The organism is Nostoc sp. C96, assembly GCF_059384975.1.
Map to the genome: position 1 here is coordinate 5,211,669 of NZ_CM182020.1, position 24,067 is coordinate 5,235,735.

The 24,067-nt window shown below is 41.0% G+C and carries 16 protein-coding genes; 13 read left to right on the forward strand and 3 right to left on the reverse strand.

Annotated elements, in window-relative coordinates; all coding sequences use genetic code 11:
* The first annotated feature begins 602 nt into the window (after positions 1–602).
* The 7 genes from AC504W_RS22285 (at position 603) to AC504W_RS22315 (ending at position 11,355) form a co-directional block, all read left to right on the forward strand.
* Complete coding sequence (locus AC504W_RS22285; protein ID WP_494874395.1) at positions 603–1,709, forward strand: septal ring lytic transglycosylase RlpA family protein; 1,107 nt, start codon at positions 603–605, stop codon at positions 1,707–1,709.
* Positions 1,710–2,026: 317 nt separating this feature from the next.
* Positions 2,027–3,631 (forward strand): bifunctional pantoate--beta-alanine ligase/(d)CMP kinase, encoded by a 1,605-nt coding sequence (locus tag AC504W_RS22290; RefSeq protein ID WP_494874397.1) that lies wholly within the window; start codon positions 2,027–2,029, stop codon positions 3,629–3,631.
* Positions 3,632–4,324: 693 nt separating this feature from the next.
* Positions 4,325–4,927, forward strand: a complete 603-nt coding sequence (gene sodB, locus AC504W_RS22295; RefSeq protein WP_494874399.1) for a superoxide dismutase [Fe] — start codon at positions 4,325–4,327, stop codon at positions 4,925–4,927.
* 242 nt (positions 4,928–5,169) lie between these two features.
* Positions 5,170–5,376 carry a hypothetical protein gene (locus AC504W_RS22300; protein ID WP_494874401.1) on the forward strand — a complete coding sequence of 69 codons (207 nt, stop codon included), beginning with the start codon at positions 5,170–5,172 and terminating at the stop codon, positions 5,374–5,376.
* Positions 5,377–5,466: 90 nt separating this feature from the next.
* The gene (purM, locus tag AC504W_RS22305; protein WP_494874403.1) at positions 5,467–6,495 is read left to right on the forward strand and encodes a phosphoribosylformylglycinamidine cyclo-ligase; all 1,029 of its coding nucleotides are present in this window, start codon (positions 5,467–5,469) and stop codon (positions 6,493–6,495) included.
* A 615-nt stretch (positions 6,496–7,110) separates the two neighbouring features.
* Positions 7,111–7,797, forward strand: a complete 687-nt coding sequence (locus AC504W_RS22310) for a PHP domain-containing protein (RefSeq protein WP_494874404.1) — start codon at positions 7,111–7,113, stop codon at positions 7,795–7,797.
* A gap of 798 nt (positions 7,798–8,595) precedes the next feature.
* A complete protein-coding gene (locus AC504W_RS22315; protein WP_494874406.1) occupies positions 8,596–11,355 on the forward strand; it encodes a zinc-dependent metalloprotease in 2,760 nt (919 codons plus the stop codon).
* Between the two features lie 43 nt (positions 11,356–11,398).
* Here AC504W_RS22315 and pgmB read toward each other — a convergent pair whose 3' ends face one another.
* Positions 11,399–14,305, reverse strand: a complete 2,907-nt coding sequence (gene pgmB / locus AC504W_RS22320; protein WP_494874407.1) for a beta-phosphoglucomutase — start codon at positions 14,303–14,305, stop codon at positions 11,399–11,401.
* Positions 14,306–14,370: 65 nt separating this feature from the next.
* Entirely contained in the window at positions 14,371–16,782 is a 2,412-nt protein-coding gene (locus AC504W_RS22325; RefSeq protein WP_494874408.1) for a sucrose synthase, read from the reverse strand.
* Between the two features lie 462 nt (positions 16,783–17,244).
* On the opposite strand from AC504W_RS22325, the gene AC504W_RS22330 reads away from it, so the two are divergent.
* Positions 17,245–17,631 carry a HetP family heterocyst commitment protein gene (locus AC504W_RS22330; protein WP_494874409.1) on the forward strand — a complete coding sequence of 129 codons (387 nt, stop codon included), beginning with the start codon at positions 17,245–17,247 and terminating at the stop codon, positions 17,629–17,631.
* 121 nt (positions 17,632–17,752) lie between these two features.
* On the opposite strand, the gene AC504W_RS22335 is transcribed toward AC504W_RS22330, so the two are convergent.
* Positions 17,753–18,661, reverse strand: coding sequence for a metallophosphoesterase family protein (locus tag AC504W_RS22335; protein WP_494874410.1), 909 nt, complete (start codon positions 18,659–18,661; stop codon positions 17,753–17,755).
* A 113-nt stretch (positions 18,662–18,774) separates the two neighbouring features.
* On the opposite strand from AC504W_RS22335, the gene AC504W_RS22340 reads away from it, so the two are divergent.
* The 5 genes from AC504W_RS22340 (at position 18,775) to secF (ending at position 24,048) form a co-directional block, all read left to right on the forward strand.
* Positions 18,775–19,704 (forward strand): hypothetical protein, encoded by a 930-nt coding sequence (locus AC504W_RS22340; RefSeq protein WP_494874411.1) that lies wholly within the window; start codon positions 18,775–18,777, stop codon positions 19,702–19,704.
* A gap of 174 nt (positions 19,705–19,878) precedes the next feature.
* A complete protein-coding gene (locus AC504W_RS22345; protein WP_096580074.1) occupies positions 19,879–20,169 on the forward strand; it encodes a helix-turn-helix domain-containing protein in 291 nt (96 codons plus the stop codon).
* 344 nt (positions 20,170–20,513) lie between these two features.
* Entirely contained in the window at positions 20,514–21,497 is a 984-nt protein-coding gene (locus AC504W_RS22350) for an alpha-ketoacid dehydrogenase subunit beta (RefSeq protein ID WP_096580075.1), read from the forward strand.
* 173 nt (positions 21,498–21,670) lie between these two features.
* A complete protein-coding gene (secD, locus tag AC504W_RS22355; protein WP_494878725.1) occupies positions 21,671–23,083 on the forward strand; it encodes a protein translocase subunit SecD in 1,413 nt (470 codons plus the stop codon).
* Positions 23,080–24,048 carry a protein translocase subunit SecF gene (gene secF / locus AC504W_RS22360; protein ID WP_494879421.1) on the forward strand — a complete coding sequence of 323 codons (969 nt, stop codon included), beginning with the start codon at positions 23,080–23,082 and terminating at the stop codon, positions 24,046–24,048. Before secD ends, secF begins: the two co-directional genes overlap by 4 nt.
* Positions 24,049–24,067 lie beyond the last annotated feature (19 nt).

Consider the following 24,067-nt stretch of genomic DNA (forward strand, 5'->3'; position numbering starts at 1 on the left):
TTTATAAAAAATAAATAAGTATATTTCCTTGTAGTGTTAAACTACATATCTTTTTTTAAATATCAATTACTGCTGCCAATCGAATAATATATTTTGTCTATAAGCTTTACTATAAAAGGCTTTTGGCTAATTATAAAAACTAGATAAATATAGCCTAATTCCGTATTGACAACAGTTTTTTTCCTTTAATATAATTAAAAATTATAACCCTAATTGCAAAAAACTATATGTTATAGAACATACAAATTTTTTACTGAAATCAACGGGTAAGTCGAGCAAATTTTGCCAAAATCTAATCTGAGAACAATGTAAAGTTTTAATAAGAAAAATGTTCGTGGCCGAAAAAAACGCTACACACCTAAAATCCGCATTTGAACAAGGTTTCACTGTTTTGATCGGGATTTAAATTTGCGAAATTGAGGTTTGATTACGCTAAAACCCTGATCCCCAAGTTCAAAAGTTCGTGTTAGTCTGTTGCAGTTATGAAAAACAAAGTGAAAGCGGAACGAGTTCGATTTTAAGGAAATCTTTTGCTTTTTTATGGCATTAAATTCCGTTAATCAAAAAAACTACTGTTCTACAGTCGCTTGAAAATTGGACGCATGAACCAAAGACATTTGTGGACTACTGTCGCCTTGTTTGTGACTCTTACCGGGATACCCTCAATGGGTCGCACTCAAACTACAATTCAAACCGCCAAGGAAACTCATCCAGTTTCCCAAAAATCATCAACTGGTGATGTGGTTAAAGTAGGTGAGTACCAATCCCCTACAGAGAAACAGAACTCGGATGCTGTGATTACAAGCATTCATTCTCACAGTATTGGAGGTCGTCAAGCGGCAACCCTATACATCCGGAATATACCAGTACTCACTTTTGTGAGTTCTAAGCAAGTTGCGAATGTTGAGACAAAACAAGGTGTTCTAGGAGAAATAGGGGGCGTGCAATCGTACGCCCTTGTTGCTACCAACTCAACTAAAGTGGCAAGTACTGGCAATGTAGTAAATTCTGGAAACCAAGTCGGCTCATTAGAAAATGACCCTGTTCAACGAGCTAGTGTGATAGCAGCTAAAATCAACCAGCTGATTGAAGACAACGTTGATGCCAAGCAGATTACGGTCAGTTGGAAAGATGAGAGCAAAACTGCTAATCAACCCCAAGATAAAAGCTCTGCTGCACAGCCTAGCGATCGCTATACAATCAAAATCAAAGACCAAGAACTGGTGGAAATCAACGAAAATACCCGCCTAGCAGACACCACCAATAACTTGGCACAAGACGCATTACAAGCAACCAACCGCCTACGCAGACTCATTGGTAACGCATCTCCTATTGATAACATTGCTAACTTACCAGTGCGATCGCCATTGTCATTACCAAGACTGCCGCAGCAAATTGCTGTTGGTAATATCAGACTTACCTTTAGAGGCATGGCTTCCTTTTATGGCTATGATGGCTCAGGCAGCATGACTGCTAGTGGCCAGAGATTTAATCCCGAAGCTATGACTGCTGCACATCGCAGTTTGCCTTTTGGGACAAAAGTTCGTGTCACCAACACCCGTAATGGTCGCTCTGTCATAGTACGCATTAATGACCGCGGCCCATATATCCGTGGCCGAGTCATCGACTTATCTACTGCTGCGGCCCGCACTATCGGCATGATTGGTAGTGGTGTTGCGCCAGTACATATCGAGGTGTTGGGACGATAAGTTTTAGGTAATTTGCAGGATGTTCGGCATAGCCGTTCTCAAAGGATAAGTTAATCAATTTTGGATTTTGATACTTGAGCAAACTTGTCAAGTTACCAATCTAAAATTCAAAATCTAAAATTTCCCAGGCTGTTCGGCGTAGTGTTTTCCCTCAACGCGCTTGGCGCGAATTAATGACCAAGGCTAAATTTCCATATCAAATCTTATCCTTCATCCTGCAAATTCACCTAATTTCTATATTCCCCTAGTTCTCGCATCTTTTCCCCAGTTTCAGATATAAACTAACGGGGGAGGGTTAGAAGAACTAGGGGAATTTTGTGCGCCTGTTGACAACAGTCGCAGCTTTACGCTGCTATTTAAATAAACTTCGCTCGCAAAGCCAACTGACATTACCAGAAGATCTGGTCGCAGATGAAATGAGCAGTTGGGATCGGACAGCCGTCGGTTTGGTACCGACAATGGGGGGTTTGCATCAAGGTCATTTAAACTTAATCAAACGAGCAAGGCAAGAAAACTCAACGGTGATTGTCAGTATTTTTGTCAATCCCTTGCAATTTGGCCCTAACGAAGATTATGCACGTTATCCGCGAACTTTAGAGCAAGACCAAAAATTATGTAAAGACGCGGGAGTTGACGCGATTTTTGCTCCTACTCCGGAAGTGATGGGAGTACCCGCGAAAAATATACAAGAATCTTTGATGACCCAGGTCATCCCACCATCTGCTATGATACTAGGTTTGTGTGGACGTTCTCGGCTAGGTCACTTTCAGGGTGTAGCAACGATTGTGACGAAGCTTTTGAACTTAGTACAGCCTGACCGCGCCTACTTTGGTCAAAAAGATGGTCAGCAACTGGCGATTATTCAACGACTAGTGGCTGATTTAAATTTGCCAGTAGAAATTGTTGGTTGTCCGACAGTCCGAGAAGCGTCAGGTTTAGCTTTTAGTTCTCGCAATCAATACTTGAGTGCGACAGAAAAAGAGCAAGCAGCAGTTTTATATCGAGGATTAAAAAAAGCTGAAGCTGCTTTTAAATCTGGTGTGCGTAACAGCAATCAGTTAATAGCAGTGGTACAACAAGAAGTGGCTAAGGTGAGTACTGTTTTCTTGGAATATATTGAATTGGTTGAACCGACTACGTTAATGTCATTAGAAACAATTGAGGAGGAAGGAATGCTGGCGATCGCAGCTCGTCTTGGTTCTACACGTTTGATTGATAATACCATCTTGCGCGATCGCCAACCCATCATCGCTATTGATGGGCCAGCCGGAGCCGGAAAATCTACGGTAGCACGCCAAGTAGCAGCAGAACTAGGGCTAGTTTATTTAGATACAGGTGCTATGTACAGAGCGATGACTTGGCTAGTAGTCCAAAAAGGCATTGCTCTGGATGATGAATGTGCGATCGCCGAATTAGCTCATACTCATAACATTGAACTAACACCCAGTTCAGATTTAAAATCGCCTGTGCGGGTTTGGATTGATGATGTCGATATTACCCAAGAAATTCGCACAGTTGAGGTAACATCTAAAGTATCTGCGATCGCCGCCCAAAGTGCTGTGCGTCAGGCCTTAGTTCAACAGCAACAAAACTGGGGTAAAAAAGGTGGTTTAGTCGCCGAAGGCCGGGACATTGGTAGCCATGTCTTCCCCGATGCTGAAGTGAAAATCTTTTTAACCGCATCAGTAACTGAACGCGCTCGTCGTCGTCAACAAGACTTCAAAAAACAAGGTCAACCCGAAGTTAGCCTAGAACAACTAGAACGGGATATCGCCGAACGCGATTGGAAAGATAGTACTCGTAAAGTTTCCCCCTTACAAAAAGCTGCGGATGCAGTGGAACTCCAAACTGATGGTATGAATATATCTGAAGTAGCTGCACAAATCATTAATTACTTCCATCAACGCTTATCTCAATGGTAATCAGAGAGATGCGCTTTTAGTTTTTCTTCCTCTGAGTGGTGAGTAACTGAGTACCTACCCACCACTTGTAAATCAGACTTTTAATTAATTAAATTAGCTTAGTAGATAACATTTTATAGACTGAAAAAATTTATTCATCTAGCTGAAGACTGACTAAGAATATTTATGTTGACTATGCCTTAAGGTAGAAGTATTTAAGGTTAAGAATTCGCTAACAAGTTATTATCAACTCTGGCTGCAAAAACCAAAGTTCATTGCCAAAGCATACCTCTTTTCATTCCCCCTCATACAGGGGGAATATCTTTCTGACTTATTAAGCAGGATAGAAGATTTAAGGGGTAATAATCTGCTAGGATAACCAGGGAAAATAAACGCCTTATTTAAAATGGCTGTAACCCTTGCAAAAAGCCAGTGACAAATTATAAATTAAGTCCAACACTACTAATTGCTAATCGCTAAAATACTTTGGTGATCAAATATTAGTTGTTTTTATTTATAATTCTTCTGCCATCAGCATTTGACTTATCAAAAAAGTCTTTTGTTTTCATCATCACTTTGGTAGTAGAATGACGATGTTAAGTTTTATGTTTCCTTAATTCAAGGACATCAAAACGACTAAACACAAAACCTGTAATTTTCTAAGCTTCGGTAATAGCTTTAGGCCGGGAAACAGTAAAGAGAGGATTTCATAAAATGGCATTTACACAGCCCCCCTTACCATTTGACATTAATGCTCTAGAGCCGTATGGCATGAAAGCTGAAACCTTCGAGTATCACTATGGCAAGCATCATAAAGCTTATGTCGACAACCTCAACAAGCTAACCGAAAATACAGAACTTGCTGATAAGTCTCTAGAAGAAGTTATTCAAATCTCCTTTAAAGATTCTTCCAAAGCAGGTATTTTCAACAATGCTGCTCAAGTTTGGAACCACACCTTTTTTTGGAATAGCTTGAAGCCAGGTGGTGGCGGCGCACCCACTGGTGAACTCGCAAGCAGAATTGAAAAAGACTTTGGTAGCTTCGACAAATTCAAAGAAGAGTTCTCGAATGCGGCTGCTACTCAGTTTGGTAGTGGTTGGGCTTGGTTAGTTGATGATGGTGGTACTCTTAAGGTAATTAAAACACCTAACGCTGAGAACCCCTTAGCCCACGGCAAAAAAGCATTGCTTACCCTTGACGTTTGGGAACATGCTTATTACATCGACTTCCGCAATGCTCGTCCTGCATTCATCAAGAATTTCTTAGATCAGTTAGTCAACTGGGACTTCGTTGCAGAAAATCTTGCTAAAGCATAATATCTATCAGGCAGAAAGCGATCGCTCACATCTGCCAAATTTCTCAAGTATAGATATTTAGTTGCTCTCCAAAAATTATGATCAACAGTCACGACTCTCTATTCGTGGCTGTTTTTGCTTCAATTAAAAATTTTGTCAACACGGTAGTAGCGATCGCCTCTCTGAACTATCTTGAAAATAGGGAGTCCGTGAAGCCAGTCAATATTCTTTTTGCCTAAAAAAACATAAAAATCAAAAAATATATGGATAGCACACAACTAGCACAATATCTCGAAGCCACAGATAGCATCTCCAAACCGTGGCTATTGGTACAACTACGTCTGAAAAAATTACAAGAGCGCCGAGATACAATTTCTGAAGATACCTACGCTGATGAGTTAGCAGACATTCACCAAGATTTAATGAATTTAGGTGAATGGTGGCGAAGCATAGAAGATCAGGTCTTTTAATGAGGTAATATCAATAGTCCAGAGTCAATAGTTTATAGTCCATTGACCATTGACTATTGACCATTGACCATTGACTATTAACTAACTCTTATGGATTATCGGGATGCAGGGGTTGATGTTGAGGCTGGTAGAGCCTTTGTCGATCAAATTCGCAATTTGGTTCATAGCACCTTTAGGCCAGAAGTTATAGGTGGATTAGGTGGTTTTGGTGGTTGCTTTCAACTACCCACAGGTTACAAAGAACCTGTGCTGGTTTCAGGAACAGATGGCGTAGGTACAAAGCTAAAAATCGCCCAAATTCTTAATCGCCACGATAGTGTGGGGATTGATTTAGTCGCTATGTGCGTGAATGATGTGCTGACATCTGGTGCAGAACCCCTGTTTTTTTTAGATTATGTCGCCACAGGTAAATTAGATAAAGAGCAGTTGACACAGGTAGTCGCAGGGATAGCTTCTGGCTGTAAATTGGCTGGTTGTGCCTTGTTAGGCGGAGAAACGGCGGAAATGCCTGGTTTTTACCAAGTTGGGGAATATGACTTGGCTGGGTTTTGTGTGGGAATCGTCGAAAAAAGTCAGATGTTGGATGGTTCCCAGGTACAAGTGGGAGATGTAGCGATCGCTCTAGCTAGTGCTGGGGTACACAGTAATGGTATCAGCTTAGTCCGCAAGATTGTCAGTGATGGGGGTTTTGCTTGGAGCGATAGCCCAGATTTATTAGCTGGCGAAACTATTGGTGAAGCTTTTCTCAAACCTACGCGCATTTATGTCAAACCAGTTCTCGCCGCCCGTCAAGCTAGTATAGAAATTCATGGGATGGCGCATATTACAGGTGGCGGTTTACCAGAAAATTTACCCAGATGTTTAGGTAAAAATCAAACAATTAAAATTAACCCCAATAGTTGGAAAATTCCAGCTACATTTCAATGGTTAGCGGAAGTCGGTGCAGTCAGCGACGAAGCAATGTTTAATACATTCAATATGGGAATTGGATTTGTGCTGTTAATACCGCCTCAGCAAGTAGAACAAACAATTTCCTTTTTTACATCACAAAATATTCCCGCCGTTGCAATTGGTGAGGTAATTCCTGGTGTAGGTACACTGGAGGGATTATTTAGTTAAACGTAGATGTAGGGGTGTAGGTGAGAACAAGTAATGACGTGTTTATTTCATTTATTGCCAGTGGTGTGATGTTCTTCCCCTTTTCTTAACAAGCACAGGATGTTCCTTATACCCCTACACGCCTATTTCCTCACAAGTGTAGGTTTTTAACAAAGTGATGAGTAATGACTCTAAAAGTCACGATTTAATCAAACTTCTATCACTCCCATACCCTTACACCCCCATACCCTTATTTCCCTGTATTTATGGAAAGGAAAGAGAGTTTTTTTTACTTGTGGTATAGTGAAACATTCTGAGTGAGTAACTGAAAAAAATTTCTGATTGTTGAATCAACAATACTATTACCTATTGCCTAGGCACTTATCCAGAAAATTTGTATCAGTATTTACTTGAATATTTGAGAAAAATTTTTGACTTGCGCTTATCAAAGCAATCGAAAATACTCATGCCCATTATCATTGAGATTTGCTAACGTAGTCTTAACATATTGAAAAATTTAGCTGAGTAAGCTAATTAAATACCTGCTGGCACTAATGATACGTGCTAGTTCTTTCTTATCTATAGGTGTGGCGTTTTGGTGTGTGAATAACTGCGTATATTTGTGCAGAGGGTAGTATGGTTATGAATTGTACGCGGACATCGACTTCTTGCGAACTTTTAAAACAAGTATTCCAGAAGCTTGATGCCCAAAGCTGTCCGAAAGTATTTAATTTTCACATGCACACCGTTCATTCAGACGGAAGGTTGCAGCCTAGTGCATTGATGGAACAAGCGATCGCTATTGGCTTAAAAGGATTAGCAATTACTGACCATCATAATATTGGTGGCTATTTAGCAGCGCAAGCTTGGTTAGAAGACTGGAAGTGGAAAAATCCTCACAGTAACATTCCTTATTTATGGAGTGGTACAGAAATCAATGCTAACCTCTTGGATAATGAGGTTCACATTTTAGCTTACGCCTTTGAGCCAAATCACTCCAGCATTAAACCTTACTTGCAAAAAAGCGCTGTCACAGGTAAAGAATATCAAGCAGTCAACGTAATTGCGGCGATTCATGAAGCTGGTGGACTAGCTGTTTTAGCGCATCCCGCGCGTTACAGGCGATCGCATTTTGATTTAATTGCGGCTGCGGCTGAACATGGTATTGATGGTGTGGAAAGTTTCTACGCTTATAATAACCCCAGCCCTTGGAAACCAAGCCCGACAGAATCACAACAAGTGCAACAATTAGCTAGTGATTATGGCTTGTTCAATACCTGTGGTACTGATACTCATGGTTTAAATTTACTCCAGCGATTGTAAATGTATATTTAATCGTGTTAACTACTCCTGGTTTCATCAGCCAGGGGGTTATCTTATACCATTTTGGATTTTAGATTTTACAGAAAGTTGAGCCAGTGCTTTGGGGAGACAGCGCCGTGGGCGAGTTTCCCGACTTGAGGCGACTGTCCGGCTCTGCCGACTTGTACCCCTACGGGGAAGCAAGCTACGCGCAGCGTCTCCGATTAGGAGAAGCAACTGGCGTTGCGTGGGCGGGTTCCCCGACTTGAGCAAACTTTTCAAGACGATTTTGGATTGAGAAAGGGCTTACTGGTAAGCTTTTGGGCAATCCATTTGTTGCAATCATTCTTCAATTTGGTATTACAAAGAAATTTTCCTAAGCTACCGCCTCTACATCTGCGGTTAATTTTATTTAAATTAAAATTTAGTCAGGCTATTACATATAAGTAAAAGCTTCATATCCCCGACTTCTTATCAAAGTCGGGGATTTTGTTGTTGAGAGACTGTAACAACACATACATTCTTCTACCTGGATTACAATATATATTTCAAAAAAACATATATACACAGGTGTATAAAACATCTATCCTAAGATACAATTAATTTCATTTGCTCAATAAAAATTCTTGGCAAGGCTTAACTGCCAATCACAAGACTTCTCATCTTTTTAGGTAAAACAATCTTTTGCCTGACTACAGTTAATTTACACAACAAGTCAGCCTTAAGTATTGAAGAAGTCTTGGAAATGCTGACTCACTGCGTATTAATCTCACAGTTTTTCCTCGACACAATCACCACTTCAAAATCAGAAGCTAAAGGATGAGACACTGGATCGCAAAATTAGCAATCTGTACAATATTGCTATACAATTTTTTTCTAAATAATAGTTGGGCAAGTGCAAATCAACTGACAGAACCTGATGTTCAGCAGTTAAACCCAATTCCAGTAGTTGAAAACTTAGCGGTTGCTAATAATTTTGGGGAGACTAAAAAACAAGAACTGCGCCGTTATCGGGAAACAGTTAAAGGTGTCATTAAACAAGCAGGGCTATTTACACTTTATAGTCAAGAAGAATCAGGCAAAGTTTATTTAGAAATCAATCCAAAACAGCTAAATAAAAGTTATCTCGCCACAGTTACTTTAGAATCTGGTCTGGGGGAAAGTGGAATTTATAGCGGATTACCTCTAGCTGATTTTCTCTTCTATTTTCGCCGCGTGAATAACAATTTGCATTTTGTGATTCAGAACGTCAAATTTCGGATAAAATCAGGGGAAGCAGAAGAGCGATCGCTGGCTCGTTCATTTAGCGATTCGGTGCTTTATTCTGTAGCAATAGATAGTATTGATCCACGTAGTAAAAATCTTATCATTAACCTAGAAGAACTGCTCATGCAGGATTTTTCGGGGTTAACTCCTTTATTAAAATACTCATTACAGGCAGATTACCGCTTAGAAAGTAGTAAATCTTATTTTGGCAATGTTAACAGCTTTCCGCAAAACGTAGAGATTGATGCAAATTATGGTTTCTCTTCTCCAGAAGGCGCAAATCTCATTACATTACCCGATAGTCGCGCCTTTAGCCTGAAGGTGCATTATAGTTTTTCGCAATTACAAGAAAACAACGGTTATATTCCGAGAGTTGCTGATGACAGAGTAGGTTATTTTATTACTGCTTTTCAAGATTTCTCAGATAATAACCTTCAAGAACCATTTGTTAGGTACATTAATCGCTGGCATTTAGAACCATCCGACCCCACCGCACCTTTATCTCCACCAAAAAAGCCGATTGTATTTTGGATTGAAAATGCTGTTCCACCTATATACAGAAATGCCATTCAAGAAGGCGTTTTGATGTGGAATCAAGCATTTGCCAAAGCTGGATTTCAAAATGCCATTGAAGTGCGACAAATGCCAGATGATGCTGATTGGCATCCCGCAGATGTGCGCTACAACACTATTCGCTGGTTCAATTCTTTAGATGCTGGTTTTGCTAGAGGGCCAATGCGGGTTAACCCACTCACCGGCGAAATCTTAGATGCAGACATTATTGTTGATGCCAATATGGTGCGCTCAATTCAGCAAGAATATCATGCACTGATAGAGGCTTCGTCGATGTGTCAGGCAGAAGGCAGGGGGCAGAGGAGCAGAGGGGCAGAGGGGCAGGGGGTAGGGGGCAGGGGGCAGGGGGAAGAAAGTTTTTTACCCTACACCCATTTACAAGCCATATCTACTTCGGAGATTTGCTATGGTGCAGAATCTACAGAACAAGTTGCTATGGGGGCGTTAGCATTATCACTGCTGCAAAATACTAAACCCAATAGTGAAACGATGAAGGAGTATGTGCATCAATATTTGCGTTCTGTCATTGCCCACGAAGTTGGACATACTCTCGGTTTGCGGCACAATTTTCATGGCAGCACTATGTTAGCGCCGCAAGAATTAAATAACACAGAAATTACCCATACCAAAGGTTTAGCGGGTTCGGTGATGGATTATTTACCTGTGAATATTGCCCCTCAAGGAGTGCCGCAAGGTGAGTATTTTCCTAGTGTTATTGGCCCTTATGATGAATGGGCAATTGAATACGGTTACAAAAAAAATCCTGATGTAGCCGATGAGGGAGTCACGCCGGAAGCAGAAAAAAGCTTTTTAGAAGAAATTGCTTTAGCATCGCCGCAACCAGAATTATCTTACGCAACTGATGAAGATACCCACGACATCAACCCACTAGCAAATCTCTGGGATATGAGTAGTGATGTTTTAGTGTACTCTCAATGGCAAATGGATAACGCCCGTGTAATGTGGCAACGTCTGGATGAGGGTTATTTACCCAAGGGTGAAAGCTATAGTAGCTTGCGGGTTTTATTTAATCGAGTGTTGAGATATTATTTTCGCAATGCCAGCTTACTTTCTCAGTATATTGGTGGGCAATCATTCCGACGGCTTCATGCTGGTGATGATAATTCTTGGGCTTTTGTACCCGTTTCACTAACGCAACAACGTCAAGCATTAGCGAAGCTGCAAGAATATGTCTTTGCTGAAGATGCTTTTAGTTTCTCACCGCAATTGTTAAATCAACTTGCACCTTCACGCTGGCAACATTGGGGTAGCCCGATACATCATAGCCGTCTTGATTATCCTATTCACGATCGCATTCTCTATTTTCAAAGTGCCATATTACGATCGCTGTTAGATAGCGATCGCTTAAATCGTCTGCGAGATGTAGAATTAAAATCTCAACCAGGGCAAGCGCTTTCTCTGCCAGAATTATTTGACACGCTGCAAACAGGCATTTGGACAGAAGTTTTCACCCCAGAAGAACCAAAATCCATTTCTAGCATTCGTCGTTCTTTGCAACGAGAATATTTGAATATTTTGCTAGAGATGGTGTTGAATACAAATGATCAATTAGAAGATGGGCGAACGCTGGCCTGGTACAAATTACGCCAACTGCAAACAGCAATTAACACCAAGCTGCAACAATTCGGCACAGCATTAGATATGTACACAGTAGCCCATTTAGAATTTGCCAGCGATCGCATTACGAAGGCGTTAAACGCGCAGTTGGTTTCTAAATGAAGGCAGGAGGCAGGGGGCAGAAGGCAGGGGGAAGAATATATTCTCAGCACTCAGTACTCAGCACTTTTTCACTCAATTTCGCTTGAATATCCGCCCACTTCACCCCTGCGAGGCTAGGTAATACTACATCGGCTGCGCCGACGCGTTCCACTGGCCCTAGTCCTACTGCCCACATCCCGCCTGCTAAAGCGGCTTCCACTCCGGCGGCGGCATCTTCGACGACTACACATTGTGCTGGTTGCAGTCCTAATTCTTTGGCGGCGTATAAAAATAAATCAGGTGCGGGTTTGGGTTGTTTTACGCTGTAACCATCTGCGATCGCATCTACTTTATCAGCAATCCCCAATAACTCAACTACAGTCTGAGCATTTTTACTTGCAGAACCGATGGCAGTTTTAATTCCAGCTTGGCGTAATTCGTCCAAAAGTGCGATCGCACCTGGCAATAAATCTTTCGGTGTTACATGGTGAATCAGTTCTACATAGTAGCCATTTTTACGCTCCATCATTTCTTGGATTTGCGCTTCGGAATATTTGCGATCGCCAATAATCAACATTAAAGATTCCCGGCGAGATACCCCTCGCAAGGCTTCATTTGCTTGGCGATTAAAAGGTATACCTTCTTCATCAGCTAACCTTTGCCACGCTTGATAATGGTATTCTGCTGTATCAGTCAGCACACCATCAAGGTCAAAAATTACTCCGCGAATGTCGGAGGTTGGAGATTGGGTCAATTTTTCCATTGTTTTTTGTTGTGGTTGCAAATCGAATTCATGCCATTTACCACGCCAGTGGAGTTTAAATTTGAGGCGTGTCCAGTGAGAAGGTAAATGGGGGTTAGCTACGGGGCCATTCTCCGTTAACTGAATTCCACCAAAGCCAAAAATCGCTGCTTGCCATACACCGCCGGCACTAGCGCCGTGAATTCCATCGTTGGTGTTACCTCGGCTATCCTCTAAATCGACCATTGCGGCTTGCATAAACCGTTTGTAGGCTCTAGCCGATTCCCCTACATCTGCGGCGAGGATGGCGTGAATTGCTGGGCCGAGAGACGAACCATAGGTAATATCTGTGCGCGGTGCGTAGTAGTCCCAATTTGCTTGTAAGGATTTTGGGTTGTAGGGAAAATCCGCCGATTCTCGCATTAAATACAGCAGCATTAATACATCTGGCTGCTTCAAAATTTGCCGCTTGTTGCCTTCTTCAATGCCTAGAATTGCTTGGATGGAACGGTGGCGAGGTTCGTATTCGTCTAAGTTAATATCTTGGAGTTGGAAAAATCCCTCAAACTGCTCAATTAATCCGGTTTCTGGATCGTAGGGAATCCAGATTTTAGCAATGATATCTTGCCAATGCGATCGCACTTCAGATGTAATTTGCAGTTGCTTGGCTAATTCCGCCGCGTGTTCGGGGAAATTTTGTTGTAGCCAATTATCAATAAATAAGGCTTTTTCTAAATGCCATTGCACCATCCGGTTGGTGAAGGTGTTATTGTGAACCAATTCGTGATATTCATCGGCTCCAATCACTGCGCGAATTTCGTAGCGATTTTGTTCGGAATTATACTCAACTCGACTACCCCAAAAAATAGCGGTATCTAAAACAATCTCTGCACCGCGATCGCGCAGCCACTCATCATCACCCGTCGCTAACCAGTAATACCAAACAGCGTAGGTAATATCTGCACTAATATGAATTTCGCGATCGCGACACCAAATTCGTACATCTTCACCATAAAAATCATTGGGAAGTGACCAGCGCGGTGTAACTTCATCGCCAGTATCAGCACTTTCCCAGGCGTACATTGCGCCTTTATAGCCAGAATGCAAAGCTTTACGTCTAGCTCCTGGTAAAGTGTGGTAGCGGTAAGTTAGTAAGTTACGAGCGATCGCAGGTTGGGTAAATGTAAAAAATGGCAGAATAAAAATTTCTGTATCCCAAAAAACATGACCCCGATAGCCAAATCCAGAAAGCGTTTTGGCGGGAATACTTACTTTATCGTCATATCGAGGCGCAGCAATTAACAGCTGAAAAATATTGTAACGAATCGCAAAAGCCGCTGTATTATCACCTTCTAGCAAAATATCACTCTGCTGCCAAGCTGCATCCCAAGCTTGAGTATGGTCATTGCGTAGGGTTTGGTAGTCGGAAGTTTGAGCAAGTTTTTCTTGCGCTGCTTTGACTGGTGTCTCAATTTCCCGTGAGGTAAACACGGTGACGATTTTTTCTACTGTCACAGTTTGCTGTGATTTGGCGAGAAATGTCGTATTTAAGGAGGGATAACCAGGCGCAGTATTAACTTGGATAGATGCTTCCGTTCCTGATACAGTCATTTTGGCTGCCATACCAATCGTAATTCGAGAACTACGAGTACGACTTTGAAACCAAATACCTTGCTCAGTTTTACCTTGGTCTAAATCTACCCAATGATTGAAGCCTTGATTTTCAGGATAACCATTGATGCTGCCTTGCACTTCAATTAAGCCGTCAAAATCTAGCGGCGTTAACTCACAGCGTTGTGCCACAATATGCTGATCTGCCAGACTAGCAAAACGTTCAAAGTGAATATCTATGGTTTTTCCGGTGGGAGTGCGCCAACGTAAAGAACGGCTGAGAAGTCCGTGGCGCACATCCAGCACTCGCTCGTAATGGGTAATTTCGCCTTCGTTGAGGCGGAAGCGATCGCCATCAATCATCACTACCATTGGTAGCCAATCAGGACAGTTGGCGAGTTCTGTGTATACCACAGGGACATCATCATAGACACCGTGGATAAAAGTAGCTGGTAATTCACGCGGATAGTCTCTTTCAAAACTACCGCGTGTGCCTAAATAACCATTGCCAATTGTGAAAATAGTTTCTCTAGAATGTATTTGTTCGGGGTCAAACTGGGTTTCAGTTAACGTCCAGTCTGTATAGATAAAATTATCAGTAATAGTTTTTATATCCATTGTTAAGCTAAATTCCAAATGCGAGGTTTAGTTTTGGATTTAGATAGTTCAAAAATTGGTTACTTTTACTTGTGTATATGTTGTTCTAAAATCTTTTCTGCTCTGGGTTTAAAGATGAGATGGAACAAGCTTTCCATATAGCGATCGCGTGCTTCATTATTTTCTGGCGCGACAAAGTTCCAGAAGCTAAACATTTTTGCCATTAATAATAATTGGCTGGTGTGTGATGACCAATTGTATTTATTAATAATGCGCTGAATCATCCATTCAGAAACTTCCTGCCAATGTTGGGGATGATTTTCACATTCATCCAGGAAGCTGAGAATTTTCTGTGCTGTTCCTTCTAAATCAGTCGGGTTAATAATAAAGCCATCTTCTTGATTTTCAATAATTTCTAAAGCTCCCCCAAATTGAGTTGCAAAAGTTGGTAAACCAGAAATCATCGCTTCTAAAATGCTTCTACCAAAAGATTCAAACCGAGCAAAATGTACATAAATTCCTCGGCGATCGGCAATCACACGATAGGCTTCGCCAATATCTCCACTAGGAATACGCATTCCCAACCAGCGAATCTGATTTTGTAGATGATATTGATTAATAATGTCATGTAGCTTTTGAATTTCTGCCGCCTCTTCTGAATTAGCCGCTTCTTCTGGATGCAATTTACTTGTTAATAAAATTAAATTACACCGTTTTTGTAGTGCCTGACTTTGACCAAAGCATTCTGCTAAACCAGTGAGATTTTTAATAGATGATAGAGTAGCTACAGCAAAAATAGGTAACTTGTTTAGATTGTCTAAATTACCTAATATTTGAGCGTCTTGGCGGTTAAATAGTAAGTCTTCAACTTGTTTACTTTGCTGAATATCCCTATTTTCTTTTTGGGTGTATGGAAAGAAGATTTTTTGATTAACTCCCGGCGGTACTAAGTTAAATTTAGGGCTGAATAAGTCAATGCCGTCAACTACATGATATAGCTCAGGCATTGTAAAACATTTATAAGATTCATACTGTCCCATTCCGTCGGGTGTACCGACAATTTCTTGATAAGATGATGTAATAATAAAATCGGCAGCATTCATACTAATTAAATCAGCAGTGAATTGTGCCGAGAAATGATATTTTTCTTCTAAGTTATGCCAATATAAGTTACTAAATAAATATTTGGGCTTTTCTAAAGAATGAGCAATATTGCATTGAGTAACTTTTAACCGACGAGATAAAAGGGATGCAACTAAATTCCCATCACTATAATTACCAATAATTAAATTGGGACGACCTTTAAATAAAGTTAGTAGTTCTTTTTCCGCATCATTAGTAAACCTTTCTAAATAAGGCCAAATCTCAAATTTAGAAATCCAATTATTAGTAATCTCTGGATTAAATTCGCCAAAAGGAACGCGTAAAATCCAAGCATTTTCTGTATCTTCAACTTTCTCCAGGCGTAGTCCGCAGGATGTACCTTCACAATGGGGAATCAGTCGAGTCAGAATGATTACATGGGGTTGAATACCTAATACATCAAGTCCAGCGAGTGCGATTTCTTCGCGGAGTTTGTTTTCTAAGCTGCGTGCTTGTTCCAGCACATAGACGACTTGACCTAATGTTTCATCGCGTCCCATCACATCTTGTTGTCCTACCCAACCATGAATAGAAATCAAGACGACGCGAAAAACCACAGGAACACGCGCCACAAATGCTTCTAAAATGGCAGGTTGGGGAGTATCAATCAGCCGATCAAGTAATGATAGCGTTTCACTAACTCGCGCTGCTGTGTTTCCCCATCCTGGTTCTAAACCGAGGTCTTGGAGGTGAAAGTGAAATTTCTCGTAGGGTTCCTTAGCTGGTTTGTCACTTAAAAACTTGATTGCTTGCTTGATTTGTTTGGCGAATTCTCTACCGGAAGAAATGCGATCGCCAATTAACAAGCGTCTTCCATCATATTGCACTCGCCGCAATGCTTGAAACAATACTTCTAACCAATGTTGTGGATCATTTACCAACTGATCGCACAGGTAATGATTGAGAAAGGCTAGACCTTGACCAATATTTCTGGGGTCATCAATAGAGGGAGAATCTGCGTAAAATGGCGCGAGGTCAATTTCCAGGATATGGGGTTGGTAGCGATTCACTAAGCGATCGCACTCATCTAAATAAGCCTGGGGTATCATCAATTCACACTCACTCAAGTCAGCATTCAACCGCCAGACTTCTTGACTAGCAATCTTGGGTCGGATGACAAACCAAGCATTATCCTCTGACCAAATTATTTCATGGGTATAGTGAATGAGTTTCCCAATAAAGGAAGAGTAGTAAAAATAAGCAGGCTTTTGGGAGTTATGACAATAATCTGCAAACACTTGCAGAATTTCATTTCTCAAAAAATATTGTTTACCTGAAACAGTTAATGAAAATATCAATTCCTGTAACGCAGCTTTTTCCTCACTGTTCAGCACAGCTTGCAGCAATTCATTCATAATGAATTCCACCACTCTAGTAGGTTACAACCTCATTTTTATCTCCTCAACAATGGCAATTTTATTTGTAGGGTGTTAGAGGTATATTTCCCTTGTTATCTCTTTTATGCTAGATGAGCCTTTCCATCTTTGCCTTCTAGCTCTGGTATGAATAATGCAAAGCAAACTCAAGCATTGAGTAAAAAAACTTATTTGTTAACTACATCAAGCAGAAATCCCAAGACAAAAGACTGCGCTAAGAATTACCTACCCAATTTGGTATTGTCTCTCAGAAAAAATGCCAAATTGGCTCAATTTACAACAAATTAAAGAGTATTCTGTGTAGTAGGTAACTATTCATTAGGCAAAATTCTGATATAAAATCTGGCTTTTTAATCTGAATTTCCCGCAACTCAGACAACGTCAAAATCCAGACAGAATCTCCTTACTAACTTCTCGTTAATCACCATTACAGGGTTAGCCATGAACTACCAGATGCCTTCTTCTCAAAAAAACTTTCACAGTTTGATTACTCATGAACAATTAGAACAAGTAATCGAAGCTATTAGTGAGGGTAGATATTCTTGGGCTTGTGTATTAATTTTGCGTTTTGTTGGCTATAATCCACTCCACTTTATTCCGCAAAGAACTTACAGCCGTTTAATAAAAGAGCAGAGTCAATTTATGGCTGCAAAATTAGAATTAGAAAATGCTATGAATGTCTCAACTAATATTACTGACAACCAAGAAAAAACTCAAAATTTGCATAATGCAAAATATCTAGATACATCTATCAAAAAACAAGAAAATATTCAAAGTGTCAATGTACCATTTTATTTAAAAGCAAATATGCCTAAACTTTATCCCTAAAAAGGAAAAGAGCTACAAAACTAATATCAAAAAATAGCAGGGAAGAATATTGATATTTTTCTCGAACCTTCCCTGTTAATTTATCCTGCATTAAAAGTCGCAATAATATTAACTGCTTTGATTAGACAGTTTTAATCGGAATAATCCCCTGATCAAAAACACGCTTATCAGTAGCGATCGCATTTACTTCTATTCTATCTGGATACACTTCATAAACTGCAAAACTCAAGCTAGAAGCAGAATACTCAGTCCACTCAGAACGACCTACAGGACGAGTTCCAGCACCACCGCCAGTAACTAAGTAAGTTGTGCCATTAATCGACTTAGTACGTTCATAATGGTGTTCATGACCATTAATATAAAGTTGCACCCCGTATTTTTGAAACAAAGGTGTAAAAGCCTGAATAAAAGCTGGGTTACTACCATAAACACCAGAAGCGTAAATTGGATGATGACCAAATACAACTTTCCAAGGTGCATCACTGCGGCTCAATTCTAATTCTAACCAAGGTAGTTGTTTTTTCCAATCAGCATTATTGTTAGTATCTAAAGCAAAAAACTGCACTTGATTACGGCGAAATGTATAGTAGCGTTTTCCCTGCATATTAAAGCCAGGATATTTCAGTTGTAATTCACCGTTAGCAGTCCGAATATCGTGATTACCTAAACAAGCTTGAAACTTGACACCTTTTTTTAGTAAAGGTTGATAAGGACGTTCAAATACTGCACCAATTTTTTCGATTTCGCCGTTGTTATAAATATTATCGCCAGCTAAAACTACTAAATTGTATGGATTTTGCTTGTGATAAAAATTCATTGCCTCCGCTACAGCATATTGTCCTTTTGCACCAGTTCCCGTATCTGCCACAGAAACAAAACGCAATAGTAAGTCTTTTTTCGCTGGTTTACCTGCTATTGCTACAGAATTATCAGTATAGCTATTTTGACGAACTAATTTCCAGCCGAGAATTCCTGTACCAATGGCTCCCAAGCTTCCTAAGAATAAAAATTGACGGCGTTTCCAGTTCATAACTCACCAAATTCAATAAATAGTCAGTTTAACCGAAGCCAAGTGCAATGAAGTGATACATTAGGGCAGAAGAGACAGCAGTAGTCTCATGTACTGCTTTTGGTGAAAGTTCCATGTCACAAGACAATCAGAATTCACAACCCCCTTCTCCTCAAGAACCCTACCAGAGAGAGCCACCGATATGGAAGGCGGCTATTATCCGAATTCTGCGGGGGACAATTGGGGTTTTAGAAACAGCCGTGGTGAAACTGGAGGATGAGTCATCTGTAACAGGCGAAACTGCGGGTGTTTGGCAGCAGTTACAGCTAATCTGGCGTAGACTATTAGCTGGAATTCGGTCTTTCTTACCAGCAAATTTCTCCCGACAGTTATCAGACACAGCTTTGACAGGAATTATTGCTGGAATTACTGTGGTTTTGATTTGGACAACTTCTAGCGTCTTTACTAGTAAACCGACGGAGATAGCCACAATTCCCCCAGTTGAAGAGATTCCTGTACCTACGCCAACGCTTCCACCAGAGTTAACTACACCGGAACCAGAACCGTCAGCAGAACCTACACCGGAACCGAAAGCAGAAGTAACTCTCACACCGACACCAGAACCGGAAGTAACTCCCACACCGGAACCGGAACCGAAAGCAGAAACTACACCAGAACCGGCACCGGAAGTAACTCCTACACCAGAACCAACGCCAACACCCGCAGTCGTATTAACGCCAGAACAAATTTTGATTGCGGCTATTGAAAATCAAGTAGCAGAAATTAGCGATCGCTTCGCTTCTGGTCTGATACAGTCAATTCAAGCTAATTTTCGCACTAGCAATCTAATTATTAAAATTAATAACGATTGGTATACCCTTAAAGAATCTCAACAAAATAAACTAGCAGCGGAAATATTACAACGTTCTCAAGAACTAAATTTTAGTCATTTACAAATTGTTGATTCTCAAGATAAATTAATCGCCCGAAATCCGATTGTCGGTGATCAGATTATTATTTTCAAACGACGCATCGCCAATTTTCCTATTTCAACTTCAGGCTGAGATTCTTTGTATATTTAAACTCTATATATTATGAATGTTATACCTCGTTTGCTAGAGGTTTAGCGATCGCTTATAAAATAAGATAGTTAATAAATTCAATTCTTTGTAATTGGCTTAAACGCCAATCGATTTAATAAATAAATTCAAAATTATTTTTAAGAGGAGCATGAAACTATGGATATGCAAGTCCTGAGAGAGCGTGCTGGACTTAGCCGTGCAGAAGTAGCCTTCAGGCTTGCAATTAGTGAAACCAGTGTGCGTAACTGGGAAGCTGGGCGTACTGAACCAACAATGACACCTAAAAAATATCTAGAAGCTTTACGTTTGTTCAAATGTACCCCAGAAGAATTAGCAGCCGCCAGCGAGAAATCTATCAATCAACGCCATAAACGTAAACCTGGAAGACCAAAACGCTTTCCCGATAATCAAGTAGCTCAGGTGACAGATGCGCCAGTTTGCACCTGATAGTCTGCTAAGAGTAGCATAGCCCCTGATAAAATCTAGTTTATGGCGATCGCTTAGGTAAACAAATCTAGTACGTCACCACTGCTGAATTATTGAGTCGTTAATCTCCATTGATGGAAGACTCACATATTCAGCAGTAAAAATTTATTATGTGGGCAAATGATTGGGAGTGTAGGTTAAAAATGCGGAAATATAAATAAATACAATTCAAAATCAATTAAAAGCTCATAATTATCAGCACATTGAATTTTGAATTCCGCAAAGTGGTACTAGTGCGATCGCTAACGGTATTTGCCACGATAGCGCGATAAGATTCTAAAACAACAGTCGGAACAAAGGTTTAAATGGCAGAAACATTATTTTTCAACGCTCTGCGGGAAGCCATTGACGAAGAAATGGCGCGTGATTCCAGTGTATTTGTGCTGGGTGAAGACGTAGGACATTATGGCGGTTCCTACAAAGTCACCAAAGACTTATACAAAAAGTATGGTGACTTGAGGGTTTTAGACACTCCCATCGCCGAAAACAGCTTTACTGGTATAGCAGTAGGGGCGGCCATGACTGGGTTGCGACCGATAATTGAAGGTATGAACATGGGCTTTCTGCTCTTAGCCTTCAACCAAATCTCCAACAATGCCGGGATGCTGCGCTATACTTCCGGCGGTAACTTTAAAATTCCAATGGTGATTCGCGGCCCTGGTGGTGTAGGTAGACAGTTAGGTGCAGAACACTCCCAACGTCTCGAAGCTTACTTCCAAGCTGTACCAGGGTTAAAAATTGTCGCTTGTTCCACACCCCATAATGCCAAAGGGTTACTAAAATCAGCCATCCGTGATGATAATCCCGTACTGTTCTTTGAACACGTACTTTTGTATAACTTAAAAGAAAATTTACCAGAAGAAGAATACCTCTTACCCTTGGATAAAGCTGAGGTAGTGCGTCAAGGTAAAGATGTCACAATTCTGACTTACTCACGGATGCGCCATCATGTGATGCAAGCCGTAAAGCCTTTAGAAAAACAAGGTTACGACCCTGAAGTCATTGATTTAATATCTCTCAAACCCCTCGATTTTGATACCATCGGCGCATCTATCCGCAAAACCCACCGAGTGATTGTGGTGGAAGAGTGTATGCGGACTGGGGGTATTGGTGCAGAATTAACCGCTTCTATTAACGATCGCTTATTTGATGAATTAGATGCACCTGTATTGCGTCTATCTTCTCAAGATATCCCCACACCTTACAACGGTACTCTGGAGCGTCTCACCATTGTTCAGCCAGAGCAAATTGTTGAAGCTGTACAAAAAATGGTCGCATTGCGAGTCTAAAAAAGTGTGAAGTGTGAAGTATGAAGTATGAAATTCATCCTTCATACTTTCCTTGTCCCCAGAGACTTTCAACCCTGTTCCCTGTCAACTATTACCTATTCTCTGTTACCTGCTCTCTGCCGTAACTCAATCAAAGAACGCTATTATAGCGTTTGTCAGTTGCGAGTTATGGTATGCAAAGACAGCGATCGCTATTAGCTTTAATTTTTGTCCTCATCATCGCCGCTGTTGTGGCGATTGTGAAAATTCCTGTACCTTTGGGATTGGACTTGCGCGGAGGTTCTCAGCTGACAATTCAGGTGAAGCCAACAGCAGAAATCCCCACAATTACTCAACGTGAATTAGAAGCCGTCAAAAAAGTTGTCGAAGGTAGAATTAACGGTCTTGGTGTTTCCGAACCAATCATTCAAACAGTCGGTACAGACAAAGTTCTCGTCCAGCTACCAGGGGTAAACGATCCTGAACAAGCAGAAAGAGTCTTGGGTGGTACTGCTCAGTTAGAATTTCGCCAACAAAAGCCAAGTACAGAAACTCAATTGTTTGCGTTTCAGTCTTCCAGAGCCGAACTAAGAGCGAAACAAGAAGAATTACGCAGCAGCAAAGATCAAGCTGCAATTACCAAAAATCAAGAAGAATTACAGAAAAATAATCAAGCAATCTTAGAATTGTTCGATAGCACCAAGCCGCCACTTGATGGCAAATACCTCAAGGATGCCTATGGTGAACCAACTCAAGCTAATAATTGGAATGTAGCCATTCGTTTTGACCAAAAGGGTGGCGAACTCTTCGCCGAAATTACCAAAAATCTTGCTGGGACAGGTCGCAGTATTGGAATTTTTCTCGATAATGAACTCATTAGTGCGCCGGTAGTCGGGCCAGAGTTTGCTGCTGCTGGGATTACTGGTGGTGCAGCCGTAATTACAGGCAGATTTACCGCACAGCAAGCCAATGATTTAGGTGTACAACTCCGAGGTGGCGCATTACCTGTACCCGTAGAAGTTGCTGAAAGACGCACTGTCGGCGCGACTTTAGGAAAAGATAGCATTCAAAGCAGTATCTACGCCGGGATTGGTGGTTTGGCTTTGGTGTTAGTTTTTATGGTGGTGTATTATCGACTCCCAGGGCTAATTGCTGACGTTGCCTTAGTAATTTACTCATTGTTAACTTGGGCTTGTTTTGCACTGTTGGGTGTTACCTTGACGCTGCCAGGAATTGCTGGGTTTATTCTCAGTATTGGTATGGCTGTAGATGCCAACGTGTTAATTTTTGAACGTACAAGAGAAGAATTAAAAGCGGGTAAATCCTTATACCGTTCTGTAGAATCAGGGTTTTACCGTGCATTTTCTAGTATCTTAGACAGTAATGTAACTACTTGGATAGCTTGTGCTGCCTTATTCTGGTTGGGTTCAGGTTTAGTCAAAGGTTTTGCTTTAACCTTAGCTTTGGGGGTAGCAGTAAGTATGTTTACTGCAATTACCTGTAGTCGGACATTCTTATTTTTGGCAATTTCTTTGTCTAGTTTGCGGAAACCAGAATTGTACTGTCCTAACGTACCAGTGTCGAATAAGGCTGAGGTGGCTAAATGAAACTGAGTGTGAATAAATCGCGATCGCTATGGTGGATGATTTCTGGTGTTATTATCCTCACTGGCATCATTTCGATGGCAATTTCTTGGAATAATCCAGCAATTCGCGCCCCTCTGCGTCCAAGTTTAGATTTTGTTGGGGGTACACGTTTACAATTTGAACGCGATTGTACAAAACCAGGTAACTGCGATAAACCAATTGATATTACAAGCGTCCGGGAAGTTGCCAAAAGCCAAGGTATCGGTGATAGTAGCATTCAAATTGTGGGCGAAAATGGCATCTTAATTCGCTCAAAAGATTTAAGTGTAGACCAACGCACTCAATTACAAAAAACTTTAAGCGATAAAATAGGCGCTTTTGACCCCCAAAAAAATCAAATTGATTCTGTCGGCCCAACTTTAGGTGCAGAATTGTTTCGCTCAGGGGTTTTAGCCCTAGTAATTTCTTTCGTGGGTATTACGCTCTACATGAGTGTGCGTTTTCAACTGGACTATGCGATTTTTGCGATCGTCGCCCTGTTCCACGATATCTTGATTACGGTAGGCGCTTTTTCAATTTTGGGTTTAGTTGCAGGTATCGAAGCTGATAGCCTCTTCATCGTCGCCCTACTGACCATTACAGGTTTCTCTGTCAACGATACAGTGGTTATTTACGATCGCATCCGGGAAACTATCAAAACTCATCCTAACCGCCCAATTGCCGAAATTGTCGATGATGCGGTCAATCAAACTTTAGCTAGGTCAATCAACACAACCTTAACTGTCTTGTTGACTTTATCTGCGATCTTCTTCTTCGGCGGCGAAACACTGAGAAATTTTTCCCTAGCATTAATCATTGGCTTCACAATGGGGGCATATTCCAGCATTTTTATTGCCAGTACTCTCCTCGCTTGGTGGCGAGAGCGTACAGGTCAATCTACCTTGGTGGCCAGCAGCGAAACAATGGATACTTCAGTTGATAATTAGTTCAACAATTTTGGATTTT